25 protein-coding genes are annotated in these 24,495 nt (G+C 59.8%); 11 read left to right on the forward strand and 14 right to left on the reverse strand.

The features are described from left to right. On the forward strand, window positions 1–122 hold a 122-nt coding region (locus GRF63_RS07525; RefSeq protein ID WP_160485435.1), incomplete at its 5' end, for an NAD(P)(+) transhydrogenase (Re/Si-specific) subunit beta. 91 nt (window positions 123–213) lie between these two features. Here the strand turns inward: GRF63_RS07525 and GRF63_RS07530 are convergent. Next, the gene (locus tag GRF63_RS07530; protein ID WP_160485436.1) at window positions 214–552 is read right to left on the reverse strand and encodes a Rieske (2Fe-2S) protein; all 339 of its coding nucleotides are present in this window, start codon (window positions 550–552) and stop codon (window positions 214–216) included. 225 nt (window positions 553–777) lie between these two features. Here GRF63_RS07530 and GRF63_RS07535 point away from each other — a divergent pair, with 225 nt between their 5' ends. Beyond that, window positions 778–1,734, forward strand: a complete 957-nt coding sequence (locus GRF63_RS07535) for an SDR family NAD(P)-dependent oxidoreductase (RefSeq protein ID WP_160485437.1) — start codon at window positions 778–780, stop codon at window positions 1,732–1,734. Between the two features lie 2 nt (window positions 1,735–1,736). Here GRF63_RS07535 and GRF63_RS07540 read toward each other — a convergent pair whose 3' ends face one another. From GRF63_RS07540 to GRF63_RS07585, 10 genes are all read right to left on the reverse strand, one after another. Then, window positions 1,737–2,075 (reverse strand): DMT family transporter, encoded by a 339-nt coding sequence (locus tag GRF63_RS07540; RefSeq protein WP_202131655.1) that lies wholly within the window; start codon window positions 2,073–2,075, stop codon window positions 1,737–1,739. 111 nt (window positions 2,076–2,186) lie between these two features. Continuing rightward, entirely contained in the window at window positions 2,187–2,627 is a 441-nt protein-coding gene (locus GRF63_RS07545) for a nuclear transport factor 2 family protein (RefSeq protein ID WP_160485438.1), read from the reverse strand. Window positions 2,628–2,644: 17 nt separating this feature from the next. Further along, a complete protein-coding gene (locus GRF63_RS07550) occupies window positions 2,645–3,754 on the reverse strand; it encodes an NAD(P)H-dependent amine dehydrogenase family protein (protein ID WP_160485439.1) in 1,110 nt (369 codons plus the stop codon). A gap of 63 nt (window positions 3,755–3,817) precedes the next feature. Then, window positions 3,818–4,618 (reverse strand): hypothetical protein, encoded by an 801-nt coding sequence (locus GRF63_RS07555; protein WP_160485440.1) that lies wholly within the window; start codon window positions 4,616–4,618, stop codon window positions 3,818–3,820. An 84-nt stretch (window positions 4,619–4,702) separates the two neighbouring features. After that, the gene (locus GRF63_RS07560; protein WP_160485441.1) at window positions 4,703–6,061 is read right to left on the reverse strand and encodes an FAD-dependent oxidoreductase; all 1,359 of its coding nucleotides are present in this window, start codon (window positions 6,059–6,061) and stop codon (window positions 4,703–4,705) included. Between the two features lie 106 nt (window positions 6,062–6,167). After that, entirely contained in the window at window positions 6,168–6,953 is a 786-nt protein-coding gene (locus tag GRF63_RS07565; RefSeq protein WP_160485442.1) for an SDR family NAD(P)-dependent oxidoreductase, read from the reverse strand. 45 nt (window positions 6,954–6,998) lie between these two features. Then, on the reverse strand, window positions 6,999–7,394 hold the full coding sequence (locus tag GRF63_RS07570; protein ID WP_160485443.1) for a nuclear transport factor 2 family protein: 396 nt from the start codon (window positions 7,392–7,394) through the stop codon (window positions 6,999–7,001). 129 nt (window positions 7,395–7,523) lie between these two features. Beyond that, the gene (locus GRF63_RS07575) at window positions 7,524–8,606 is read right to left on the reverse strand and encodes an NAD(P)H-dependent amine dehydrogenase family protein (RefSeq protein WP_160485444.1); all 1,083 of its coding nucleotides are present in this window, start codon (window positions 8,604–8,606) and stop codon (window positions 7,524–7,526) included. Between the two features lie 31 nt (window positions 8,607–8,637). Then, complete coding sequence (locus tag GRF63_RS07580) at window positions 8,638–9,048, reverse strand: nuclear transport factor 2 family protein (protein ID WP_160485445.1); 411 nt, start codon at window positions 9,046–9,048, stop codon at window positions 8,638–8,640. 43 nt (window positions 9,049–9,091) lie between these two features. Further along, window positions 9,092–9,571, reverse strand: coding sequence for a YybH family protein (locus GRF63_RS07585; protein ID WP_160485446.1), 480 nt, complete (start codon window positions 9,569–9,571; stop codon window positions 9,092–9,094). Between the two features lie 333 nt (window positions 9,572–9,904). Between GRF63_RS07585 and GRF63_RS07590 the strand changes: the two genes are divergently transcribed. After that, window positions 9,905–10,990 (forward strand): NAD(P)H-dependent amine dehydrogenase family protein, encoded by a 1,086-nt coding sequence (locus GRF63_RS07590; RefSeq protein ID WP_160485447.1) that lies wholly within the window; start codon window positions 9,905–9,907, stop codon window positions 10,988–10,990. A gap of 101 nt (window positions 10,991–11,091) precedes the next feature. Here GRF63_RS07590 and GRF63_RS07595 read toward each other — a convergent pair whose 3' ends face one another. Continuing rightward, entirely contained in the window at window positions 11,092–12,117 is a 1,026-nt protein-coding gene (locus GRF63_RS07595) for a helix-turn-helix domain-containing protein (protein WP_160485448.1), read from the reverse strand. A gap of 437 nt (window positions 12,118–12,554) precedes the next feature. On the opposite strand from GRF63_RS07595, the gene GRF63_RS07600 reads away from it, so the two are divergent. The 3 genes from GRF63_RS07600 (at window position 12,555) to GRF63_RS07610 (ending at window position 14,777) form a co-directional block, all read left to right on the forward strand. Beyond that, window positions 12,555–13,661, forward strand: coding sequence for a hypothetical protein (locus GRF63_RS07600; protein ID WP_160485449.1), 1,107 nt, complete (start codon window positions 12,555–12,557; stop codon window positions 13,659–13,661). 81 nt (window positions 13,662–13,742) lie between these two features. Continuing rightward, window positions 13,743–14,534, forward strand: a complete 792-nt coding sequence (locus GRF63_RS07605) for a hypothetical protein (RefSeq protein ID WP_160485450.1) — start codon at window positions 13,743–13,745, stop codon at window positions 14,532–14,534. Between the two features lie 30 nt (window positions 14,535–14,564). Then, on the forward strand, window positions 14,565–14,777 hold the full coding sequence (locus GRF63_RS07610) for a hypothetical protein (RefSeq protein ID WP_337189633.1): 213 nt from the start codon (window positions 14,565–14,567) through the stop codon (window positions 14,775–14,777). 66 nt (window positions 14,778–14,843) lie between these two features. Here GRF63_RS07610 and GRF63_RS07615 read toward each other — a convergent pair whose 3' ends face one another. Further along, window positions 14,844–15,599, reverse strand: a complete 756-nt coding sequence (locus tag GRF63_RS07615) for a 2-oxo acid dehydrogenase subunit E2 (protein WP_160485451.1) — start codon at window positions 15,597–15,599, stop codon at window positions 14,844–14,846. A 191-nt stretch (window positions 15,600–15,790) separates the two neighbouring features. Between GRF63_RS07615 and GRF63_RS07620 the strand changes: the two genes are divergently transcribed. The 3 genes from GRF63_RS07620 (at window position 15,791) to GRF63_RS07630 (ending at window position 19,728) form a co-directional block, all read left to right on the forward strand. Next, on the forward strand, window positions 15,791–16,318 hold the full coding sequence (locus GRF63_RS07620; RefSeq protein ID WP_160485452.1) for an N-acetyltransferase: 528 nt from the start codon (window positions 15,791–15,793) through the stop codon (window positions 16,316–16,318). Window positions 16,319–16,486: 168 nt separating this feature from the next. Next, window positions 16,487–16,894 carry a response regulator transcription factor gene (locus GRF63_RS07625; RefSeq protein WP_160485453.1) on the forward strand — a complete coding sequence of 136 codons (408 nt, stop codon included), beginning with the start codon at window positions 16,487–16,489 and terminating at the stop codon, window positions 16,892–16,894. Then, complete coding sequence (locus GRF63_RS07630) at window positions 16,891–19,728, forward strand: ATP-binding protein (protein ID WP_160485454.1); 2,838 nt, start codon at window positions 16,891–16,893, stop codon at window positions 19,726–19,728. Before GRF63_RS07625 ends, GRF63_RS07630 begins: the two co-directional genes overlap by 4 nt. A gap of 23 nt (window positions 19,729–19,751) precedes the next feature. Here GRF63_RS07630 and GRF63_RS07635 read toward each other — a convergent pair whose 3' ends face one another. Continuing rightward, a complete protein-coding gene (locus tag GRF63_RS07635) occupies window positions 19,752–21,638 on the reverse strand; it encodes a DEAD/DEAH box helicase (RefSeq protein ID WP_160485455.1) in 1,887 nt (628 codons plus the stop codon). Window positions 21,639–21,952: 314 nt separating this feature from the next. Here GRF63_RS07635 and otsB point away from each other — a divergent pair, with 314 nt between their 5' ends. Both otsB and GRF63_RS07645 read left to right on the forward strand, forming a co-directional pair. Beyond that, on the forward strand, window positions 21,953–22,687 hold the full coding sequence (otsB, locus tag GRF63_RS07640; protein ID WP_237392389.1) for a trehalose-phosphatase: 735 nt from the start codon (window positions 21,953–21,955) through the stop codon (window positions 22,685–22,687). Further along, window positions 22,684–24,486, forward strand: a complete 1,803-nt coding sequence (locus GRF63_RS07645; RefSeq protein ID WP_160485456.1) for a glycoside hydrolase family 15 protein — start codon at window positions 22,684–22,686, stop codon at window positions 24,484–24,486. The genes otsB and GRF63_RS07645 overlap by 4 nt, the downstream gene beginning before the upstream one ends. Window positions 24,487–24,495: the final 9 nt, after the last annotated feature.

Genomic DNA, 24,495 nt, shown 5'->3' on the forward strand with positions numbered 1-24,495 from the left:
GCAGCATGGGCGGCGTGGGCTATGCGGGCGTCGACAATGACGTGTTCTACATGGACCAGACCATGATGCTGCTCAGCGATGCCAAGAAGATGGTCGAGGAAATCGTGAAGGCGATGGATTGATAAAATACCGGCGCGGGACTGGGATGGCGCATCACTGCCCACCGGTCCCGCGCCGAATTGTTAAAAGAGCGGCGCGCAGCCGCTCCTTTGCTCAGGCTTCGCCAATATCGCTCATGACCTTGTCGCCCTCGATCTGGACAGGGTAAGTCCGCAGGCCGCCGCGAATGTTCAGATCCATGAACAGGATGTGCGGATCACGCAGAACCTCTCCCGAATTCAGGTCAAAACGCGCGCGGTGAAGCGGGCACATCACTGTTTCCCCCTCCAGCTTGCCCCGGCACAGGTTCACGCCAAAATGCGGGCACTTGCGGTCTGCCACATAAAAGCGGCCATCCACATTGACCACCATCAGCTTGCGTTTGCCGATGGTGACGGCGCGCATTTCTCCCGCGGGGACTTCAGACGATCGGATGATGTTTGTGTAGCTCATGTTCTTCCTATCAGCTGAATGGAACACTTCCTTACTATATGGATGCCTTACCAATCTTGCGAGGCATAATTGGAGAATGCCTGCGACACCTCTCAGTGGCGGTTCAGCAAAACAGCACTTTTTGCCCGCGCCGATGCGAAATCGACAAGGAGGAGGGCAGGGCAAGGCGTAACTTCGCAACCAGAATGGCAATCAATGTCGCGTGTGGGAGCGGAGGGAAAAACAGTGCGTGAAGATCGATCATCCAAGGGTTCGCCGGCCGTCATCGTCACGGGCGCGGCAGGTGGCGTAGGCCATGATGCGGTGCAGACCCTGCGCGACAGGGGATACCACGTCTATGCTGGTGCGATTGATCCGTGGGAGTGGGACATCGTGTCCGCTCTGGCCGCACAGCCAGCGAGTGCGGGCGAACTGACGCCCGTCATGTTGGACCTGCGCAAGCATGAGCAGATGGCGGAGCTGGCGGAAAAGATTGCGGCATCGGGGGAGCGCCTGGCAGGGCTGGTGTTGAACGGTGCGGCCTCGCCCGAAGGGGTTCCGGCAGAGCACACATCGGTTGCCCTTTTGCGCGATACTTACGAGACGAATGTCATCGGCAATTTTGCGGCGATCATGGCCTGCCTGCCTTTGCTGAAGCGGGATCGCGGGCGGATCATTTTCATCAGCTCTGCCACCACCTTTGCCCCGCCGCCGATGGTGCTGCCTTATGTCACGGCCAAGTGCGCGATGAACGGAATGTCTCACGTGCTGCGGCGGGAATTGAAGAACACGGGCATCGGCGTCAGCCTGCTGCTGCCGGGGGTGATCAAGCACACGTATATGGCGCAGGGCCTGCACGAAGCCACGAAGCACAGGCTGGCGGAAATTCGCGGATGTACACCTGAAGAGGTGACGCATCGCAGTTATGAGCGGGATCAGAACACCGCTCTGATGCAGCCCGAAGGTGGCGCGGATCCGTTTTACGAACAGATGCTGCAGGGTCAGCTGACCACTATCGGTGTTGGGCTTGAAACCGGCTTCATGCCGTCGCTCGTCACGAAGGATATCGTGAAAGCGCTGGAGGCGAGGCGGCCCAAGCCGGTTTACGTGCAGGGCGTGGCATCGCACGCCTTCCGCTTCATATCCTGGTTGCTGTCTTTCCGCGCGCTGGACTGGGTGACGCGGCGCATGGGTTATCGCTGAATTCAGCCCGCGATCTTCGGGGTCGAGAGGTTGAGGCCGATGGCCCCGATCAGGATCAATGCCATGAACCCGGTTTGCGCAAGGGACAGGTTCTGGCGGAACACGGTCCACCCGATAAGAGAGATCGCCACGATCCCCACGCCAGACCAAACGGCGTAGGCGACCCCCATGGGTATGCGCGTCATCGCCATGGCCAGCAGCCACAGGCACACGCCGTAACCCGCCATTGCGGGCAGGCCATATCTCCACCGGGTCAGACCCTGGGAAGCGTTCAGCAGGCTGGTCGACACCACTTCAAGCGCGATCGCCGCCAGCAACAACACCCATGCATTAATGGCCATCTGCGCAAATCCTTATGATGAGGGGCGGCCCCTTGTAAGGACCGCCCCATGAAATGGACGAAGCTTTATGCAGCCATGCGGTCAGCAGATCCAGCCGTCCGCCGCATGGGTTTACCTCAGGTGCTGGCGATAAGCCTCTGGCACCTGCGCCCAGCCTTCCTGCTGAAACTGGACTTTGCCCTCTGCATTCAGCCTGAAATATGTGAAGCCATCGAATTCGATTGCCGCATCGCCGGAATCATAGGCAGCTTCGCCTTCGAACCCTTCGCCGGAGTGCATGAAGAAGCCCCACCGCACGAATAGGTTTCCTTCAGACAGTGCCCATTCCTGAACCGTCAGGCCAACTTTCGCCGCGCTTTGGAAATGCATGAAGGCGTTGCCGTATGCCTCCCAGCTTTCATAAGTCTGGCCGGGGTCCTCAAAATGCAGATCGGGCGAGTAGTAGGCCTGGAGACGCTCCAGATTTTCCTTCGATGGCTGGTTGGCCATCGTCGAGAACGCATTCAGGAACTCCTGCGCGCTGTCGTTATCCGTCACCTTGTCTTTATGCATGATCGATCTTTCCCGTCTTATCGTAGCTTCAGGGCGAACCGGCCACCGTGGCGCGGCGTTTCGAAGAACAGGCGCCAGCCCGGTTCGGCATCGACAATGCTTTCAACGGCGTTCACCAGCCGCGCCGACGTCATCGCCATGGCATCGGACCAGCCACGTCCGGTTCCCTCATCATAGCCGAAAGGAAATTCTGCATTGATCGGCGGGTAGCCGGCGATGTGAACGGCGTAGCCGCCATCATGGCCGATGTTGCGGAAGTCTGGCCCAGCCTGCGGCCCGATGCGGGTGACATGGTTGATGCCGAACACATCCTTGCCCTTGTAAACACCGGCGACGCGGAACATCATCGCCTCTATCGATCTTTCCGCGATCTCCAGACCTGCCTGCCCGGTGTAGGCTTCCTTGGCGAGGGCGACATCCACATCCAGGCGAATATCATCCAGTTCAATATGGAAGGCATCCGCCAGCACGTGCAGCGCGCCGCCCCAGCCGATCTTCAAGGTCTCCAGCCCTTCCGGCGGCATATCCTGCGGACGTGCGCCAAAGCCCAGCATGCGCACTGTGTCGAGCGCACCGTAAGAGCCGTAATCGAGAATTTCCCAGGTATCGATGGAATCGATTTCGCCCGTCGCCGTGCTGGCAAAGAAGGCGAAGGCATCGGTGACGTAACCCGGATCCAGCCCGGCACCCAGCAGGCTGGCGTTGCCTGCCTTCGCTGCATCTTCCAACCGTGCGCGCAGGGCGTCCCCATTCTTGAGGTGGCGCCAGTGCGTGAAGGAGAGGATCGGCGTCAGCACATTCTTGCCGCTCCGCAGCAGCGCCTCGATATGCGGCACGGATTGCGATGAAGGGGAGCCTTCAATTGAAGGATCAGCCAGCGCATCCTTGGGCGCATAGATTACCACGTCTGCATCCAGCGCCATGAAGGCGTCCACGTCATTGCTCACCTTGATGCCGCTGTCGGGATGATCCCCATCGGCAAGCTCTGCCGCGTCCTTGCCAACCTTGTCGTCAGACCAGCACAGGACGCCCACCAGATCCAGCTCCGGGCGACCGAGAATGTAGCGCAAGGCGTACTGGCCGATCATGCCGGTGCCCCACACTGCGACTTTGAAGGATTTACTCATGTCTCAAATCTCCTCGGATCAGCTTTCGCTGTAAACGTGAATTCTTTTCCTGCGTTCAGCGGCTCACAAGGCCGATGGCGCGGTGCCCAGCGGCGCGAAGGTCTGGCCTTTGCCCTCGATACGGGCGATGCGGCGAAGACCGCGAAGGGCGAGGGCAGCAAGCGATGTCGCGATGATGCAGCTGGCGATTGCACCGGCCCAAGCATAGGCATAGTTGCCGGAATCAAGCCCGGATGCGAGCGGCAGGATCATGAAGACGAAGACGCCCGGCGCGATCAGCGGCGCCAGCGGCACCAGCAGCCAGCGCGTGCCGCCCTGGAATGTCGCAAACCAGATGCGCGCCACCAGCACGAAGGCCAGCGCCTGCGTTGCATTCACCAATCCCATATAGGCCGGGAAACCGCCGATCATCATAGGCTGCGGACCGTAATAGGTGAGCATGCCGATGTGGGTCGCGTAAACCTCGAAAGCGCCTTCGGAAACGACAAGATAGAGCCAAGTGCCCCAGAACGCCTTGCCCGATACGCCGGTGCCGAAAGACTTCAGCATCAGATATCCGCCAAGCCCGAAGAACACGATGTAAAGCAGCGCCATCCACCAGGGCACGTGGACGCCAAAGGCCTCAAACGCCTCGTACTGGCCCACGGGCGAGTGATCGACCTTGATCAGGAAAGCGGCAAGGCCTTCCTCCAGCGTCAGAAACAGACCGGCAAACATCAGGATCAGCATGCGGTTGTCACCCTTGGACAGCATGCGCAGCGCGTAGATCAGGGAGAGGACCACAAGCACGCCGAGGATCACCATGATCACCATCTGCGGCATGGCGGGCATTACGGCGTCTACCGGTTTTGGTATGATGTTCATTTGCCTTGTTCCTCATCCTCTATCGGCCAGCCAGCACTCCTTATCGGCGGAGAAGGCGGCCTGTAATTTTCGGCAATTGGCGCTTTATGCTTTCAGTTCGGCCAAGCTCTCTGCGGGAGCATTCCGGCGGCCGATATGCTTGATGATATTGTCCGCGGCCCGCTGCCCCCAATGGATGGCGGAGTTCTGGCCGGTGGTGGTGAAATAGTCCCCCGCAAGCTGAATGGGGCCGGCAGGATCGATCCGACCCTTCATCTCATTCACTGCGCGATAGTGGCCGGGCGTGGGATGCGGGATGGCAAGGTTCCAGCGGGACACTGCCATCATGTCCTGATGCCCCTTCAATTCCGGATAGAGCTTTTCCAGATAGTCGGCGGCGATCTTGCCGTATTCCTCGTCACTGCCCGATTTCACATCGTCCAGCGCGGCTTCGTCAAAATACACGGTGAACAGGCCGTGGCCGGGCGGGGTGATGTCATCCTCGCCCTTGTTATGCTCCAGCCAGATCAGCGCGATATAGGGGTTCTCAACCGTCGGCACCATCACACCGACAGAGCGGGTTTTTGGCTTCACGCTGTAACCCAGGTGAACCAGGAAACCGCGATTGTATTCGATGCGGCTTGCCAGTGGCTTTGCCACCTCAGCCATCTCTTCGCTCATCTCCACCGCCTCTGGCAGGCGGGTCGCCAAGACGCAGGCATCGGCGGTGAGGGATTGCGGCACGCCGTCCTGGGTGAAGTTTACCTCCACGCCGCCAGTGGTGCGTTTGACATCGGTAACGCGCGCATTCACCCGCGTATCCACCTTGGCGGCGAGCAGGTGCGACAGGCGCTGCACCCCGCCGCGCAGGGTGATGAACTTCACCCCGCCAAGTGTTGAGAGTGCAGAGAACCACTCCAGCGCCGAAACCGCGTCACCCCGGTTCAGCGTGCATGCCCGCATCAGCGGGTCGACCAGCACGTCGTAACTCTGCTGGTTCATCCGCTCCATCGCGAAATCCTTCGCGGTGCGGCCATCGTCCACGGCGTGGTTCGCGCTCATGTCCAGCGGGCTGAGCTTTGGCTCCATCGCGCGCATTTCCATCATGGAGCGCGCGATCAGATATTTGCTGCGCAGGCTGAGAGCACCCGTCAGTGCGACGGTGAGCGGTTTCGTGCCGTCAATTTCGTAAAGCTTACCATCGCGGATCAGGCTGACCATGTTGCTGCCGGCAACGAAATCATCATCCACGCCCAGCTCTTTGCACAGCGCGATGTAATCGTGATAGCCGGTGGACACCTGCGTGGCGCCGGTGGGAATGGAATATCCGTTGCGCTCAATCATCTTGGCGCGCCCGCCTACTTCCTCGTCAGCCTCCAGAACGGTGACTTCCCATCCGTTCTTGTGCAGCCTGTATGCTGCACCCAAACCGGCCAATCCGCCGCCTACTACGATCGCTTTCACAGCAAATGTCCTCTAATCTTACAGGGCAGGGCAGGGTGCCCGCGTGGGGGCGGCGCCGCGTCGATAGGCGCACTTGTGAGTGCGTGCCGACGGGGCGCCGCCTGCATCACAGATTGCTCACCGTGGTGGAGCCGCCATCGGCCACAATCGCCTGACCGGTGATGTAAGCGCCAGCGTTTGTGGCAAGGAAGGCGCCCAGGCCGCCGATATCGGCAGGCTGGCCCATGCGGCCCAGCGGGGTCGTCGCCTCGAAATGGGCGAGCAGCTCCTCGTTTTCCCACAATCCGCGAGACAGTTCTGTCTGGATCAGGCCGGGCAGGATCGCATTGATCCGAACGTTCTGGCTGCCCCATTCGACCGCAAGCTGCCGCACCAGGCCAAGCTCTGCCGTCTTTGACACCGAATAGACCGGCGCCGCCAGCGTGCCGAATAGCGCACCGTTCGATGAAATGATGGTGAAGCTGCCACCGCCCTGCTTGGCGATTTCTGGCAGCGTCAGCTTGGCCAGCTGGACCACGGCCTTCACATTGACGGCCATCACGATGTCCCAATCCTCATCAGGGCGCTGCGTAATCGGGCCCATGCCGGGATTGACGGCCACATTGGCCACCACGTTGTCGATACGCCCGAAGGCTTCCAGCGTCTTCTTGGTAAGAGCCTCGAGGTCTTCCTTCTTGCTCATTTCGACAGCCACGGCCAGCGCCTTGCCGCCCGCCGCCTCGATAGCGTCAACGGTGTCCTGCGCGTCTTCCACCTTGCGCGCGGTGACGACTACGGACGCGCCAAGCGCTGCGGATTCCTCTGCAATCGAGCGGCCGATGCCGCGAGACGAGCCAAGCACGATCGACACCTTGCCGGCGAGCGAGAACAATTCACTGGGTGCGTTTGCCATATCAATATTCCTTAAAAATCAGCGGCGCGGGCCATGGAGGATGGATCAACCGAACACATCGTCCACAAGGCGCGTATCCATGTATTCCGTCATCGAATGGACCTTGCCATCCGCGATATGCAGGATGAAGAGATACTGATTGTCGTAGGCCTTGCCGTCCACGCTCTTGCCCTTGCCTTCCATCTCGATCGCCACGCGATCACCCTCTGCAATCATGCTGAGGATTTCGGTCTGGACCGGACCGTCGAGCTTCGCGCTCATCTTCTCGGTCAGCGCGGGCATATCGGCCATGGTGCGCTCACCGGAGAGGACAGAAGTGCCCTTCGTGATGATTTTGAAATCATCGGACACCAGCGACATGATGGTGGCAGCGTCGAAATTGGACACGGCCTCCATGTATTTGCGGGCGATTGCCTTCTTGTCTTCGAGCGTGTCGGACATTGTCTGTTCTCCCTAACTATTTCCGCTTTGCGGCCACATGCTGGCCTGCCTTGCGGTGAGTCCTCAATCTACGCGACAATCCTGCCGCGCTCCTAGAATGATCATGCTGCGACGGTACTATTTTTGCTGCTATCGGCGCAGGTCCGGTTTCCAGTAAAACTCCGGCATCTCTGCGATCATGATGCCCGGTTCGGCATCGATAACCTTGGGGATGGCCTGCACCGATGGGGCCATGGTGGCGAGGTAGGCGGCCGGCGTCGGATCCCTGTCCGTTATGGCCAGATTGTCCTTCATCGATCCCTTGATCTCCAGCCCCAGACGCGACGACGGCGTGCCTTCAACCTCGATGATCCAGTAATCGTCCGATAGCGCAGCGTCGGGCCGCATGGAGCGGTCAAGATACCAGACCACCTGCACCTGGAACATCGGGGTGTCATCTTCAGCATAGGCGATCCATTCGAAGGATACGGTGCCCACGGTGCCGGCCTTTGCGCTGAAGCCATTGTTCAGATTGATGTCGCTGTCTGTCAGTTTGTGGTGACTGCGACGTTCGATATTCTTGATCGGAACGCCAAGGTGATCGGCCAGGTACTGAATGCCCATGGTCAGATAGTTTTCGGCCATGGTGGATGGAACAGCGTTCTGCTCCAGCTCTTCCAGGCTGGTGCCAAAGCCGTAGAGCTTCAGGATCTCTCCGTTCTCCAGGCCGGAACAGTTGAAATATTCTTCAAGCCGGATCTGGGTAATCTCGTTCGACATCCCCGTCATAGTGGCGGCCAGACGTTCATACAGGAAACCCGGATCGATGCCCGTGCCGTGCAGCGTTGCACCGCCCTTCACGGCTGCGGCCTGCAACTTGTCATGCGCGTCCTGCCCGCGCGCTATGGGGTATTGATAGGGCAGCACGCTGATGACGTTGATCCCCGCTTCCAGCAGCGCGATGATCTCCTCGTCATTGCGGAAATCGCCAAAATCGCGCGCGGTGTGCAGCACGACTTCGGGCTTTGCGGCAACGAAGGTGTTTATGTCCGTGGTGATCTGCACGCCGGTTTTCGGCAGGCCGACAAGGTCACCTGCATCAACGCCGTTCTTTTCCGCGCTATAGGCCATGACGGCCACCAGATCGGTTTCGGGCAGGCGCAGCAATTGCCGGATGGCGCTCTGGCCCAGGCTTCCGGGGCCCCAGATGCCAACACGATATGGCTCACGCATTTCTCTCTCCTCGATATTTTGTTGAATAACGTCAGGCTGCTGCGAACACCTCGTTCACCAAGATGCTGTCGAGATATTCGGTCATCGACACGACGCGCCCGTCGCGCACTTTGAACAGCAGCAGATATGTGTTGTTGTACGGCTTGCCCGATGCCGAAGTGGCAGTGCCCGTTGCCTGCACGATCACCGCATCACGCTCGGCAAACATGTCCGTGATATGCAGCTGGATGCCGTTGGGCAGAGTGGCAGTAATCTTTTCGGCCAGGGCGGGCATTTCGGCTGCGGAGTACGTCCCGTGAAGCACCGACGCCGGTGTGTGAACGATGGTGAAATCATCGGTGATCCACTTCGCCATTTCCGGCGCATTCATCGCGGACATGTGCTTCAGAAACTCGCGCACCACACGCTTGTTCGCCTCACCCGACTTATCTGCGCTTTCCATAAAACCTCCGCAAACCTGAATGTGCCCAAGCGCCGCCAGCGCGCTATTCCTTGGACAGGTAATCAACCTCGCCGGTTTCCCAATTGATGGGGAAGGAGCCGTGCTCATGCTGAACTACCCAGCGCCCGTTCTGCTTCACCAGCACATGGGTAACGCGCAGCACCACGCTCATCTGCGTTCCGTCGAGCATGGTGAGATCGGATGAGTGAAAAAGGAAACCGCCCGCCAGATCGCCCGCTTCGGAAACCCACATGGTCGGCTCGCTGGAGCTGTAGCTGTCGAGTGACTTCACCTTGTTTTCAAGAAAGTCGTTCCAGATGTCGATCATGGCCTGCCTGCCGTTGTACTGGCGCGGCGTCATCTGGTCGAACAGCACGAGGCTGTCATTATCGACATAGTGGGTCATGACTTCGGGAATATCGAGGCGCGCTATCGCCTTGGACATATCCGCTTCCATCTGACGAATAGCTTCCAGTTCCCTGGCCTTGTTGGCGCCAGGGCCATTTGCTGTGTCTGCCATCATCCTGCTCTCCTGTAGAATGCCTTGTCGCCCCGGTTTTCCGGCCAGATGCCGACACCGCGATCATTGTGGGATGATCCGCCACTGCGCGGCGCGAGAATCTGCGCCAGCGATCGGGAAGTCACCGCATTTCAGCAGGCTAGGTGGAGCAGCGGCAGGCAGCTTGTACAAAGCCGCTGCGAAGCATCCAATCGTGCTGCTATGTATAGTATGCTGACTGCCGATGGTTGCCAAGGGAAGGTGGGCTTTTCACAATTCTACTCCTGCAAGGGCCTGATTGCCGGGCTCATCATGTCGCGCCCAGGCGGAAAACCGCACGGGCCAAGGGAGAAGAGAATGACCCGTAAACCCTATCGCGTCGCCGTCTGGGGGCCAGGAACAATGGGCAAGGCCGCGATCCGTGAGATCCTGCGCCTGCCAGAAGTCGAACTGGTATCCGTGCTGGGATACAACACGGATAATAACGGCCGCGATGTGGGCGAGTTTCTGGGCAAGGAGCCATGCGGCGTGGCGATCACCACGGATATGGATACATTCCTCGCCGCAAAGCCCGAAGTCATCCTGCACACAGCCCGCGACTTCGCCGATTTCCGCGCCGATGACGAGATCGTGCATGTGCTGGAACAGGGCTTCAACGTCATCAGCGTGCTGCCCTATCAATATCCCGCCGCGCGCGGGCAGGATGTGCATGACAGGCTGCACGCCGCCGGCGTGAAGGGCGGGGCAACGCTGTATGGCACCGGCATCGATCCGGGCTTTTTCTACGAACGCCTTGCCCCGTTGATGACTGGCCTTTCCAGCGAGATCGAACAGATCAAGCTGAAGGAATACACGTCCCTCATCAATCAGGGGCCGGACATTCTGCCGCTGTTCGGCTTCGGCACGACGATAGAGCAGGTGGAGAAGGATCCGATCGCGGCGACCATGGCAGGCAATTACCTGACCATGGGCATGCATTATCTGGCGGATCATCTTGGTCTGCACATCGACAGGATCGAGCGCACGGCGCACCACGTTCTTGCGCCGGAGAAAATGTCCATCGACAGCGGTTTTTCCGTCGAACCCGATACCGTTGGCATGCTGCGTTATGATTGGGTGGGTTATGTGGATGAGAAGCCCATGTTCCAGATCGAGGTGTTCTGGTATCTGAACGAGGTGCTGCGCCCCGATAATGTGCCCTGCGATGATTACTGGGTCATCGAGATCGAGGGCAGGCCGTCCACCCGGCTGGGGCTGGAAGTTGTCGGATCCTTAAAGCGGGCAGAACGGCTGGTGCCGGATAATCCCGCGCCGCTGGCCTATATCGCTTCGATCATTCCAGCCATTCAGGCGATCCCGGCCGTGGTCCGCGCCGATCCCGGTATTCTGGACACCGAAATGCCGCAGTTCCACTGGCTGCCCGATCTGCGCGACGCGAAGTGAATTTCATTCAAATAGAAAAGATGGCGCCGGTCAGGTTGACCGGCGCCTAGGGAGAGATTTGGGAGAGGGTGAGGCGCTGCGAATTGCAGCCCCGTCAGTGACTAATTGCCATCCACCAGCGTGTGCCTGCTGGATCGTCCGCAGCTTCTCAGGAAAGTCGCGGGCGGCAGGCCATAGGATTGCTTGAAGGCGCGGGTTAGATGCGCCTGATCGGAAAAACCCGCCACGGCCGCAGCTTCACCCACGGAATAGCCGGAGTAGATGGCGTGCCGTGCCTTCTTCAATCGCAGGTCAATGATGAACCGCCACGGCGTGGTACCGGTGGATCGTTTGAACTCGCGGGAGAAATGGGCGGATGAAAGTTCCACGCGGGCGGCCATGTCGGCCACGGATAGCGACTGGTCCAGCCGCGATTCCGCCCAGCTTTTCAGCGCGCGAAGCTGGCTGGGTGCGATACCGCCCTTGTTGACGCATGCGCCAACCCGCTTGCCGAACCGCATGGCCAGCGCATCCAGAAAATTGCCGATGATCTCGTTGGAAAGCTGGCGTGTCTTCTCGTCCGCCTGCTGTTCAAACAGACATGCGATCATCGCTTCCATCAGGCTGGCGAGGAGGCGATCGGAGGCACCGCAGACATTCTGCAGCGCGCAATGATGGCCCACGCGATTATCCAGATATCCGCCGTCTATCAGGCAGGTAGCGAAATAGGTGTGGCTCGAATGGCGAAGGGAAAATGGATGACCTTCGGTGTTAATCCAGAATGATTTTGGCGGAAGGCTGGCCGATACCCATTCGTCATCACGCTTGGTTTCCAGCTCAATCGTTTCTTCGCCAAGGTTCAGCACCAGATAGTGGCCGTCGACGACAAGATCCTCGACATCCAGCCCGCGGCTAACGCCCACTTCCAGCTTCATGCCTTCCCAGTTCAGCGCACGCGATGATGCGACAAGGTTGATCCCGTCGAGCGGGTTGACCTGCGCCCCTGTCAAAAGCTTGCGAAAACGCACCTCCGTCTCGAGGCGAGACCGCGTTTGCGGCGCGAAGGACACATTTTCCATCCGGTGGTGCGGGGCGTTGCCCGGTTGCAGCGGGGCAGGGCGGCTGGCCGTTTGAACACTGGCTGACATCTTAAGCCTCCCCCTCATTTGCAAACCGGGGGGCCGCTGCTTTGCGGGCCACCGCAGTTGCAGTGACACGAAGAATGCTCGAATTTGCAGTATCGAGCGAATGATGGCGCAAGTTCATGCCTTATTCCTCTCCATCGAGATTCTTGTCATCAAACACCGGGTATGGCCCATGCTTGCGCTGAATCTTCGATCACGAATGCCAGCCTCGATTAGTGTAGGCTAGCTAACCATACGGCATAGTACCATTTATTTTCGTGAGAGCAAGGTGTCTTGAGCAGGTTTGTAAAATGGCGCGCAGATTTGAACGATAATCGCGGCCAATCACCTTATGAGGCTTCCGCAGTTTTACAAACCAAGTCGAGACGTATTAGAATCGCTAGCATATTGTAAGCTAGCGATTGATACGGTACTGATGTTCCAGCATGAGGAGAGAGCGGGTGGATTCTTACAAGGTCATCGTCTGGGGCACGGGCATGGTTGGGCAATATGCCCTTCGTTACTTGCTGCCGCGCCCTGATCTGACGCTGGTCGGCGTGAAATGTTATCACGATGCCAAGGTGGACAAGGATGCGGCCAATCTTGCCAATGGCGAACATGCGGCCACCGGGATAACCGCTACGAATGATCGCGAAGCCATTCTGGCGATGGATGCCGATGTCTGCATCTTCGTGCCGTTCGATGCTCTCACCGATCCGAGCGTGGAGGGCACGCCGTCATCTGCATGGGTGCCCGATCTGCTGGACCTGCTGCGCAGCGGCAAGAATGTGGTCACCTCTATCCTTTCCATTTCGCACTGGCGCCATCTGAAGAATGGAGAGGCGTTCAAGGCTGGGGTGGAAGCCGCGTGCCAGGAAGGTGGCAGCTCGCTGTATGTCGGCGGTATCGATCCCGGCTTCGTGCCCGATGCGCTGGGCTATATCTCCAGCTGCATCGTCAGCGAGATCACTTCGATCGATACGTGGGAAGTGCTGGACTATGGCTCCTACGAAATCCTGCCTGCCATGCGCATGCTGGGCTTTGGCTCCAGGCCGGAGGATATGAGCGCCGACGGGATCGAGACCCTGCGCACCTGCTGGGGCGGATGCCCGCACATCATGGCAGATGCTTTCGGCGTCACCCTGGACGATGTGCGCGTGGATGTGGATGTGGCGCTGGCAAAAGAAGCCTATGTCTCCGATTCAGGGCTGGAAATTGGCGAGGGAACGATAGAGGCGATCAAGTTCCGCGTGGCCGGCGTGCGCAATGGGAAGGACCTGTTCGCAGTCAACCACGTCACCCGCATGGGGCAGCAATCCGGCCCCGATTTTTACCGGATCGGCCATGATGGCGGCTATGGTATCGACATCAAGGGCTTCCCGCCCGTGAAGGCCGATTTCCCCTTCGGTCTGGAAGGCGGCACCGGCAAGGGATGGTCAGATGCGATGGTGATGACATCATCCCGCCTGGTGAATGCCATTGAAAGTATCACGCTGGCAGAACCGGGCTGGAGGCTCTTCACCGAAATGCCGCGCCAGGGCGGGCGTTTCGCGCTGAAGGACGCGTGATCATCACCCGTTCTGGCCACCCCGAACTATATACCATCAATTTGCGAGTGAAGCGGATATCGAGACGCTGTGGAGAGACCCATGAATCCTGAAAGCACCATTCCAGTCGCCCCGGCACTCAGCATGCCGGAGCCGCTGCAGACGATCTTCTTCTGGGTGTCGCTGGTGGCGGCAATCGGCATGCTGATCTACGCGATTTTCGTGGCGCGCCGCTTCGGCTCTTTCATCCCGGTGTTCCTGGTCATCGGTGCGTTCTGCTCGATCCCGCTGGAATCGCTGGCGGGCTATCTGGGGCACGTCGTCCATCCGGCGGGAGGCAGCATCGCGCTGTTCAGCGCTGTTGATCGCACGATCCCCTGGCACATCGCGCTGGGTTACACTGCGGGCTTTGGCGCGGTTTACCTGGTGATCTACCAGAAGGCGCTGCACGGAACGCTCTACCGCTCCACCGTCTTCAAGACCGCGGCGACCACGGCGGTTCTATATTTTCTTGGCGAGACAATCGGGGTGTCGACGGGCCTGTGGGTCTATTTCGAGCCGCAGCCGCTGTGGATCTGGAAGATGACGGAGCCACCGATCTGGGGCATTCTGAATGCGTCGTCCGAGATTTTCGGAGCCTGCCTGATCGTGTTCCTGCTGCCGCATCTTACCGGCATCAAGCAGGCACTGGTGATCGTGATCTGTCCGATCGCGACTTTGATGGCGCATTTCGGCGCGGGCTTTCCGTGGTACAACGCAATCAATTCATCGGCATCGCCAGCGTTCATGACCGCTACGACGTTCTTGAGCATGGGGCTGGCATTCGTGGTCTGGTGGATTTCATCCATCCTCGCCACTACGCATGACAATTCGATCAAGACAGCGAAGCGGTAGAACTCGCGGGCGCTAGCAGGAGAACGACTGGTGGAACTTAAGACGATCGATAGCGACTCCCTGATGGACGTGAAGGCGCTGCGCAAGGATGGCGACAACCTCGTCATCGAAGGGCGCATCATGGGCGCGCTTCCCATTCAGGCCATGCTGACGCCGGATCAGGCGAGGGCGGCCTTGAAGCTTCTCGACTTCAAGACGCTGCTGTTCCTGCTCACGATCCTGTTTCGCAAGGGGCAGCGCTAATAGTTAGGGGGGCATTTTGCCCCCCTGAAGAATTACCGGATCTGATGCAGGCGTCTCTGCCGGCGCTTAGGCGAACAGGGCCTTGTCATTCAAGGCTTTGCCGAGGGCCACCACGAAGCGCGCCGCATCCGCACCATTGATCACGCGGTGATCGTAGCTGAGCGATACCGGCAGGAACAGCCGCCACTCCGGTGCATCATCCGCGCCGCGCACGGGGCGTTCGATCAGCTTCGTCAGCCCCACAATCGCCACGTCCGGCGAATTGATGATCGGCGTGAAAGACGTGCCGCCGATATGGCCCAGCGAACTCACCGTGATGGAGCTGCCGCTCATTTCCGCCATGCTCAGCCCCTTGTCGCGCGCCTTTTCAGCAAGGATAGCCATGCTCGCGGCTATTTCGGCGGTTGTCTGTGTGTTGCACCCGTGGATCACCGGCACCAGCAATCCGTTCGGCGTATCCACCGCGATGCCGATATTGAAATAACGCTTCAGGATCAGCGCGTCCCCATCTTCTGACAGGGAGGCGTTGAACATGGGAAACTGGCGCAACACCTCTACCAGCGCCTTTGCCGCCATCGCCACCGGCGTGATCTTCTCTTCGGGATTATCCGCATTCCAGGCGCGGCGATTGGCTTCAGCCTCGGTCACATCAACCTCGTCATTGTGCGTGACGTGAGGAATGCCCACCCAGTTGCGGCCCAGGAATTGCCCGGTAAGTTTCTGATAGCGCGTGGTGGGCGTGATCTCGACCTCACCCCATTCGGAAAAATCCATGGCCGGGAAGGGGGCCAGTCTGTCGAGCAGCTCTGTAATCTTGGTCATGCATGCATCCTGAAAGCTGAAAAATCGGTACGATGCTAAAAGGTAAGCTTGCTTACGACAAGGACAAAGTGCGCTTTGGGGAAGGGTGTCCGTTTTCGCAAGAAAGCGCCACGGTTCGCGCAATTGTGGCGAGGCCAACAGAGGGTTAGCGCGCCGGATGAAGATCGTGCCGCTTTTGGAATGAGATAAAGATGACCGAACGCCAAGTAACCCTTGTGCCCGCAGAGGAAGCCGATTTCCCTGAATTCAAGCGGGAACTGCAAGCAGCCTTCTCGCTCCCGCTGATGGAACTGCTGGGGGAGGTGCCGAAGGGCGCCATCCCGTCTGACGAGGATCTGGACGGGATGATGAGCGCTGAGAATGCGCAGGTCCTGCATATCCTTCACGATGGGCGCAAGGTTGGTGGCGCGGTGGTGACGATCAACGAAGAAACGCAGGAAAATTCGCTGGACCTGCTGTATATGGCAGTGGGCAACCATAGCCGCGGGCTGGGCCAGGCAGCGTGGCTGGCGATCGAGGCGATGTTTCCGAACACGCGCAGCTGGGAAACCCACACTCCCTACTTCGAGAAGCGCAATATCCATTTCTACGTCAACGTCTGCGGCTTTCAGATCGTCGAGTATTTCCATGCGCGCCATCCCGGATCGCATGAGCCGCGCCCGGAAGGGATGCCGGAGAATGGAGAGATGTTTCGCTTTATCAAGAAGATGACGCCGTGATGCCGCTCCTGCCCTCGTAGGGGCGCCCCCACTGGCCACGGTTTCGACGTGATCTGGACGTGGTCGCCAAACGCTGGGTCGCACCATGCGGCTTCTACTTAGTAGCCTGCACATTAACCAACAAGTTTACCGCCTTATGCCGTTCCCTGTACTGATCAGGGAAAAGATATGGCGCGTATTATCGTAGTAGACGACCATGAGATCGTTGGGGCTATCCTCAGCGAAACACTGATCGACGCAGGCCATAGCGTGGGCTGGTTGAGCGATGGGGAACAGGCCCTCGCCGCCATGAAACGGCGCCCACCACATCTCGCCATCCTTGATCAGAACATGCCCAATATCAGCGGCAGGGACGTGCTGCGGGCAATGCGGTCTGACGCCAATCTGGTGATGACGCCTGTCATGATGCTGACAGCCATTTCCGGGGAAGAGGACGAGCGCATCTCCTATTACGAGGGCGCCGATTGTTACATGACGAAGCCTTTCGATCCGCAGGAGGTGCTCTTCTGGGCTGAAGAGCTGATCGCGAAAAAGATCACGCGGACATCGCCGCTTGGCTGCGCCACGCATCCGTGAATAGCAAGATGACGCAGGTTACCGACAGACAGCCCGGCTTCTCGATCCCAAGACTGGGCGCAGTCTCGTCCATCCAGTTGGGGATCTTTTGTGCCACCGCGCTGGTGTTTGGCGTGCTGGCCTATTTCAGCGTGATGCTGACGCGCGACGAGACGCGGATTGCTGCGGTATGGATTCCCAATGCGGTGCTGGTGGCGCTGATCATCCGGCAACGCGAAGGCCACTGGCCCGCCATGCTGATCGGCGCAGTGATCGGCAATTTTTCCGCCAACATTCTGGGCGGCGACGAGACGTTGCGTGCAGCTTCCCTTGCGCTTGCCAATGTGATCGAAGTGATGGTGGTGCTGCTGCTGTTGACGCGCCTTGGCTGTGAGCGGCCCAATTTTTCTCGCAACACTGACATCGGGCTATTCGCGCTTGCGGCAGTAGGTGCGGCATCATGCTCCGGCCTTGCGGCTAGCCTGGTGCTGAACCCAGCTGGCCTTGCCGGGGCTTTCGATTTCTGGTGGCCCTGGGCGCGCGGTGATGCATTGGGTCTGCTGCTGTTTGTCCCGGCCATCACGATCATTCTCGATGCCTTTGAGAACCGCAAGGCGCTGACGAAGCGAGCCTTTATCGAAGCCTGCCTGATCATCTGCTTCGGCACGGCGGTGAGCGTCTTCACCTTCTGGCAGACAAGCTATCCCTTCCTGTTCCTGGATGCGCCGGTGGTGCTGCTATATGCCTTGCGCCTCGGCACGCTGGGCAATGCCATTGCCATCATCAACCTGGCAATCGTGGCAACGGTCGCCACCTCGCTGGGTTATGGGCCGATCAATCTGGTTAAGGGCGGCATGGCAGACAAGCTGATGGTGCTGCAGGTCTTCCTCACCAGTTCATTCGCCGTCGGCCTGCCGTTTGCGGCGCTGGTGCAGTCTCTGAAAGAGCGCAAAACGAGCTATCGGCTGCTGGCGGAAAATCTGGCCGATGCAAATCGCACATTCGATACGGTGGCGCAGATTTCTCCTGCAGGCATCTTCCGTTGCGATCTGCAGGGCAAGTGTACCTATGCCAATGCCAAATCCCTGAAGCTGAGCGGGATGACATTGGAGGAGGCGACGCAGGGAAAATTCGCCCGCCATGTGCATCCGGAAGATCGTGACCGCCTGCTGGAACAATGGGCCGCCGAAGTCAAAACGGGCAGGGGTTACGAGGTGGAATTCAGGATTTGCGTTCCGGGAGAACCCGTGCGCTGGATCCATTCGCAGGTTGCACCGGAGCATGACAGCGAAGGCAAAATCATCGGTTACGTCGGCGTGCAGATGGACATTACTGCGCGGCACCACATAGAGCAGGAATTGCGCGACGCGCGCGACAAGGCCGAAAGTGCCGACCGCGCCAAGACCAGTTTCCTGGCGAATATGAGCCATGAGATCAGAACGCCGATGAACGGCGTGCTGGGCTTTGCCGATCTGTTGCTGACCACCAGCCTGGATGAAAAGCAGCGCCAGCATATCGAACTGATCGCGGAATCCGGGCGATCCATGGTTACACTGATTGACGATATCCTGGACCTTTCGAAGATCGATGCCGATGCGATGCGCATCGCCTCTGTCCCGATCGACGTGCGCCATACGGTGGACGGGGCAGTCCGGCTGATGCGCGCCACGGCCACCGCCAAGGGGATCGATCTGAACCTGAGCATTGCCGGAGATCTTCCCACCACGATGGCGGGGGACAAGCTGCGCATCCGGCAGGTGATCTCGAACCTGCTGGGCAATGCCATCAAATTCACCAAGGAAGGCGCGATCAATGTGCAGGTGGCATGCCACCCACAGGGCGATACGAAGTGTATCGAGATACTGGTGAAAGATGACGGCATCGGCATCGCGGAAGACCGGCTAGAAGCGATTTTCGGTGAATTCACGCAGGCGGATGGCGCTGTTGCCTCGAATTATGGTGGCACCGGCCTTGGCCTGGCCATCAGCCGCAGACTGGCTCGACTCATGGGAGGAGATATCACTGTGACAAGCAGAGTTGGCGAAGGTTCTACCTTCCGTTTCGTACTGCCTTTCAGGGATGTCGAGAGGTCAGACCCACAGACTGTTGAGAGAAGCCCTGAAAGGCCCTTGGCGAGTGAGCCTGAGGCAAGCAGCGGCAAGATCCTGATCGTGGAGGATCACCCGATCAATCAGGAACTGATCTCTGCGCTTGTCGGCAATCTGGGCCATGATTTCGATCTGGCGGTGGATGGACTGGAAGCCATCGAAATGGTGGAAAAGACGGCGGGGCAGGGCGTCTACAAGCTCGTGTTGATGGATATCCAGATGCCCCGCTGCGACGGGGTTACCGCCACCAGGAAAATTCGCGAGGCGGGGCACAGCCCGCAGGACCTGCCGATCGTTGCGCTGACGGCCAATGCCTTTGGCGATGACGTGGAAAAATGCCTGGATGCAGGGATGCAGGCGCATCTTGCGAAGCCTATCAATGCCGGCAAGCTGGAGGCCTGCATCGGCCAGTGGCAGCGCGAAGCCCGCAGGCCTGCAAAAAGCGATGGCAACAGCGTGGTGGAGCGGATGCGGCCCAAGTTCGATGAGCTGAAAGAGCAGGTGCACGCCGCCGCGACGGACTGGCTGGCAGGGGCGGAGGGCAAGGAGCCTGCCTGCGCGCAGCAGCTGCGCATACGCCTGCACCAGATCGCTGGCGTAGCGGCGCTGTTCGGGGACGAAAAGATCGGCACGCTCGCCTCTCGCAGCGAACGCTATTTCACTCTCAACGCAGACACACCCGCAGCGCAATCCGCCGATGGTGAAATCGGTGATGCGCTGCGAGAGCTGGTGCAGCTTACCCGCTAAGCCGCGATGATCGCTGGCTGGGCCTAGTCAGGCTTGCGGTTGTGCTGCGACTTGGGCTTGCCTGATTTGAACGGCTTGCCCGATTTGCCACCATTAGGCTTTCCCCCGGCGGGCTTTCCGCCAGAAGGCTTGCCATTAGCAGGCTTTGCGTAGGGCGGCTTCCCGCCAGCCGCGTTGGGCCCGTCCTTGCGCTTCTTCGCCTTGTCGAATTTTTTGCCGTTCGACTTTGGCTTTACGCGGAAGCCGCCGGCATTATCGCTGTTCGGCCCACGTTTGCGATTGGTGCGCGCTTCCACGCGCGGCCCGGTTTCGGACTGCGTGATGGTGACGGGTTCGTCATCCGGGTCCGCACCAGCGGTGCGAGCGGCAGCATCGGCGAATTTCTCGGCAATAGTGCGCGGGATCTGAAAGAAGGTTTCGGCAGGGCCGATGCGAATGGCGCCAATCTCGTTGCGGGTGATATGGCCCCGGCGGCACAGCAGCGGCAGGATCCAGCGCGGATCGGCGTTCTGGCGGCGGCCAATGTCCATGCGGAACCACACCGTATCTTCAAAGCCGGGACGATGCCGTTCCTGCTGCGCGGCCTTGCGCGCTTCGGGCGTGTTGGCGATCAGATCTTCCGGCTCCGGCATGGCAGAGCGATGGGCGTGGACCAGCATGGCCGCGATTTCGGCCGGGGTCTTTTCCTGCAACAGCCGATCCGCCAGATCGCGGTCGGCATCTTCCACCTCAACGGGTTGCAGCAGCTTTTCCAGCAGGCGCTCGCGATCCTTGGTCTTGATAGCCTGCCGGTCTGGCGCATCGGTCCATTCGGCAGTGATCTTTGCGCTGCGCAGCATGGATTCAACGCGCTTGCGACGCGAGAACGGCACGATCAGCACAGCCGTGCCCTTGCGCCCGGCACGGCCCGTGCGGCCGGAACGGTGCTGCAAGGCCTCCGCATCGCGCGGAATTTCCACATGCACCACCAGGCTGAGCGAGGGCAGATCGATACCGCGCGCCGCAACATCGGTGGCAACGCAAACGCGCGCCCGCTTATCTCGCAAGGCCTGCAGCGCCTGGTTACGCTCCGACTGCGAATGCTCGCCCGACAAGGCGACCACGGCAAAGCCGCGTTCCTGCAGGGTGGAGTGCAAATGGCGCACCTTTTCGCGCGTGGCGCAGAACAGGATTGCCGTCTCCGCCTCATGATAACGCAGCAGGTTGACCACCGCGTTCTCGATCTCTGGCGGTGATACGGTGACGGCCTGATATTCGATATCGCCGTGGCCGCGGCCTTCGTTGATGGTGGCAATGCGCAGGGCATCGCGCTGATAACGGCGGGCCAATGCCTCGATCGGCTTCGGCATGGTGGCGGAGAACAGCAGCGTGCGGCGCCCCTCTGGCGTGGCGTCGAGAATCTCTTCCAGCTCTTCACGAAACCCCATGTCCAGCATTTCGTCTGCCTCATCCAGCACGACGGCGGCGAGGGAGGACAGGTCCAGCGCGCCGCGTTCCAGGTGATCGCGCAGGCGGCCTGGCGTGCCCACCACGATGCTGGCGCCTGATCGCAGGGACTTTCGTTCCTGCGAGGGGTTCATCCCGCCAACGCAGGTGGCAACGCGCCCGCCGGATTTGCCGTAAAGCCACGCCAGTTCGCGGCTGACCTGAAGCGCCAGTTCACGCGTGGGCGCAATCACCAGGGCAAGCGGGGCGGTGGCAAAGCGAATACGCTCATCATCGCCCAGCAGTTGTTCTGCCATCGCCAGCCCGAATGCCACGGTCTTCCCCGATCCCGTTTGCGCGGAAACGACCAGGTCGCGCCCGGCTGCCTCTGGCTGGAGAACTTCGGACTGAACCTTGGTGGCAGAAGCATACTCACGTTCGGCAAGGGCAGCTTCAAGGGTGGATGGCAATTTGGGGAAAGTCATTACATACGCTCATATAGGGGCACCCCCCGCAAGAGCGCGGCGAGCAACAGTTTGGCTTTGGAAAGCTGGAGGCGGCATTCGCGCCAGCCTCTCTTCGCGGGTTCCCATAGGCGTATTGTGCGCGTTTGGCTTCAAAAAAGTGCGGCCAGTAGCGGTGTCATGTGTCGCGGTGCGAGCGGTCGGCCTTTTGGGATGTAGGCAATGCCGCAGGAAAACCCTGTTTTTCAGCGTATCCTCCAGCGGGTCCGCATCAAGAGCTGCACGCTGCGCAGGCTTTCTTGACGTTGCAGGCTGTCTCGTTAGACGGGCTGTCCATGCAGAACCTTCCGCCCCCGCCAAGCTTTGAAGCGCTACTCTCCTCGCAGGATATAGCGCTGTTTCTGGATTTCGATGGCACGCTGGTGGAGCTGGCGGAAACGCCGGACGGGATCGATGTGCCGCAGCATCTGGCCAAGAACCTGCATGCCCTTTTCGACAGGCTGAACGGCCGTCTCGCGCTTGTGAGTGGCCGGGCAATTGTCGATCTGGAGCAGCATCTTGGCCCGCTCACCATTGCCAAGGCCGGGTCGCACGGCGGCGATTGCCGGCATGCGGACGGAAAGAACATCGGCAAGATCCCCAAAGGGCTGCCGCCCGAACTGCTGGCCCGCGTGGCGGAATTTGCCGAGCGTCGCGGCTTTACGCTGGAGGACAAGCCCCACGGCGCGGCGCTGCATTACCGCTCCGATCCCTCGCTGGAGGAGGAGGGCGTAGAATTTGCGCAGGCCATGGCGGAGGAGGGCGACCTTGATATCAAGCGCGGCAAATGCGTGATCGAATTGGTCGGGCGCGGCGCCAACAAGGGGTCTGCGCTGCGCGGTTTCATGGAATGCGCGCCCTTTGCAGGGGCCATGCCAATCTTTGTGGGGGATGATATTACCGACGAAGACGGCATGCGCGCCGCCCGCGACATGGGCGGTTTTGGCGTGCTGGTGGGGGAAAGAGAGCCCACGGTTGCGAAATACGGTCTTGCCAGCCCTGCTGCAGTGCACCATTGGTTGGAACTGTGACAGCCCATACTAGTGATCTCGACCTTTGGCCCATCGGCAATTGCCAGGTTTCCGGCCTCATTGATAATCGCGGCGGCATCGTGTGGGGCTGTGTGCCCCGCGTTGATGGCGACCCTGCCTTTTGCGCGCTGCTGAACGGCGATTCGCAAGATGTGGGCGTGTGGCGCTTTGAACTGGAAGGGCAGGTCAGCGCCCACCAGGAATATATCCGCAACACGCCAATCCTGCTGACGCGGCTTGAGGCTGAGGATGGCAGCGCGGTGGAAATCCTGGATTTCTGCCCCCGCTACGAAGGGTCTGGCCGGATGTATCGCCCGGTCGCCTATGCCCGGATCGTGCGGCCCGTTTCCGGCAATCCGCGGATCAAGGTGATCATCAAGCCGATGAAGAATTACGGTGCTTCGCTGGCAGACAGCACCAATGGCACCAACCATATCCGCTATCTCACCAAGGGGCAGGCGCTGCGCCTGTCTACCGATGCATCCGTCGGTTACATCCTCGAAAACCGGACCTTCCGGATCGAGAACGACACGCATTTCTTCCTTGGCCCGGACGAGCCCTTCGTCGGCAATCTGCGAGAGCAGGTGCGGCGGATGGAGCAATCCACGCGCAGCTATTGGCAAAACTGGGCGCGCAGCCTGGCGACCCCGTTCGAATGGCAGGCAGAGGTTATCCGCGCCGCCATCACGCTGAAACTGTGCCAGCACGAGGAAACCGGCGCCATCGTCGCCGCCCTCACTACCTCGATCCCCGAAGCGCCTTATTCGGAGCGGAACTGGGACTATCGCTACTGCTGGATCCGCGATTCCTATTACACCGTACAGGCGTTGAACCGCCTAGGCGCGCTGGATGTGCTGGAGAAGTATCTCGGCTATCTGCGCAATATCGTGGACGATGCGAAGGGCGGACAGATTCAGCCGCTGTATTCCGTCATGGGCGTTGCCGAATTGAACGAAACCACGGCCAGCTGGCTGGCGGGCTATCGCGGCATGGGGCCAGTGCGGGTGGGCAACGCCGCCTACAAGCAGGTGCAGCACGATTGCTATGGCCAGATCGTTCTGCCGACAGTGCAGGGCTTTCTCGACAAGCGCCTGCTGCGCATGGCCGATGATCACGATTTCGAAAGCCTTGAGCAGGTGGGCGAAATGGCGTGGAAGATGCACGATCAGCCCGACGCCGGCCTGTGGGAATTCCGCACGCGTACGGAGGTGCACACCTACTCCGCCGTGATGAGCTGGGCCGCGTGTGATCGCCTTGCCAATGCCGCCGCTCATTTGAACAAGGATGATCGCGCGGCGTTCTGGCGCGACCGGGCCAACACCATTGCCGCCACGATCGAGGCGAAGGCGTGGAAGGAAAACGGCGGGGAGGGCGGCCATTATGGCGCCAGCTTCGAAAGCGATTACCTCGACGCCAGCCTGCTGCAATTGCTGGAACTGCGCTTCATCGATCCCGATGACGACAAGTTCGTCTCCACCTTCGAGATGATCGAGAAGGAACTGCGCCGTGGAGAGCACATGCTGCGCTATGCCGCGGAAGATGATTTCGGCGCGCCCGAAACGGCCTTCAACATCTGTACTTTCTGGCTGATCGAGGCGCTGGCGCTGATGGACCGCAAGGAAGAGGCGCGCACCCTGTTCTGCACCATGCTGGACCACCGCACTGGTTCCGGCCTTTTGTCGGAAGATATGGATTTCGAAACCGGTGAATTGTGGGGGAACTTCCCCCAGACCTATTCCTTGGTTGGTATAATCAACTGCGCCTCGCTGTTGTCGAAAAGCTGGAACACCGTTCGCTAGGAGGCTGAA

It is taken from the genome of Aurantiacibacter rhizosphaerae, assembly GCF_009807005.1.
GTDB lineage: Bacteria > Pseudomonadota > Alphaproteobacteria > Sphingomonadales > Sphingomonadaceae > Alteraurantiacibacter > Alteraurantiacibacter rhizosphaerae.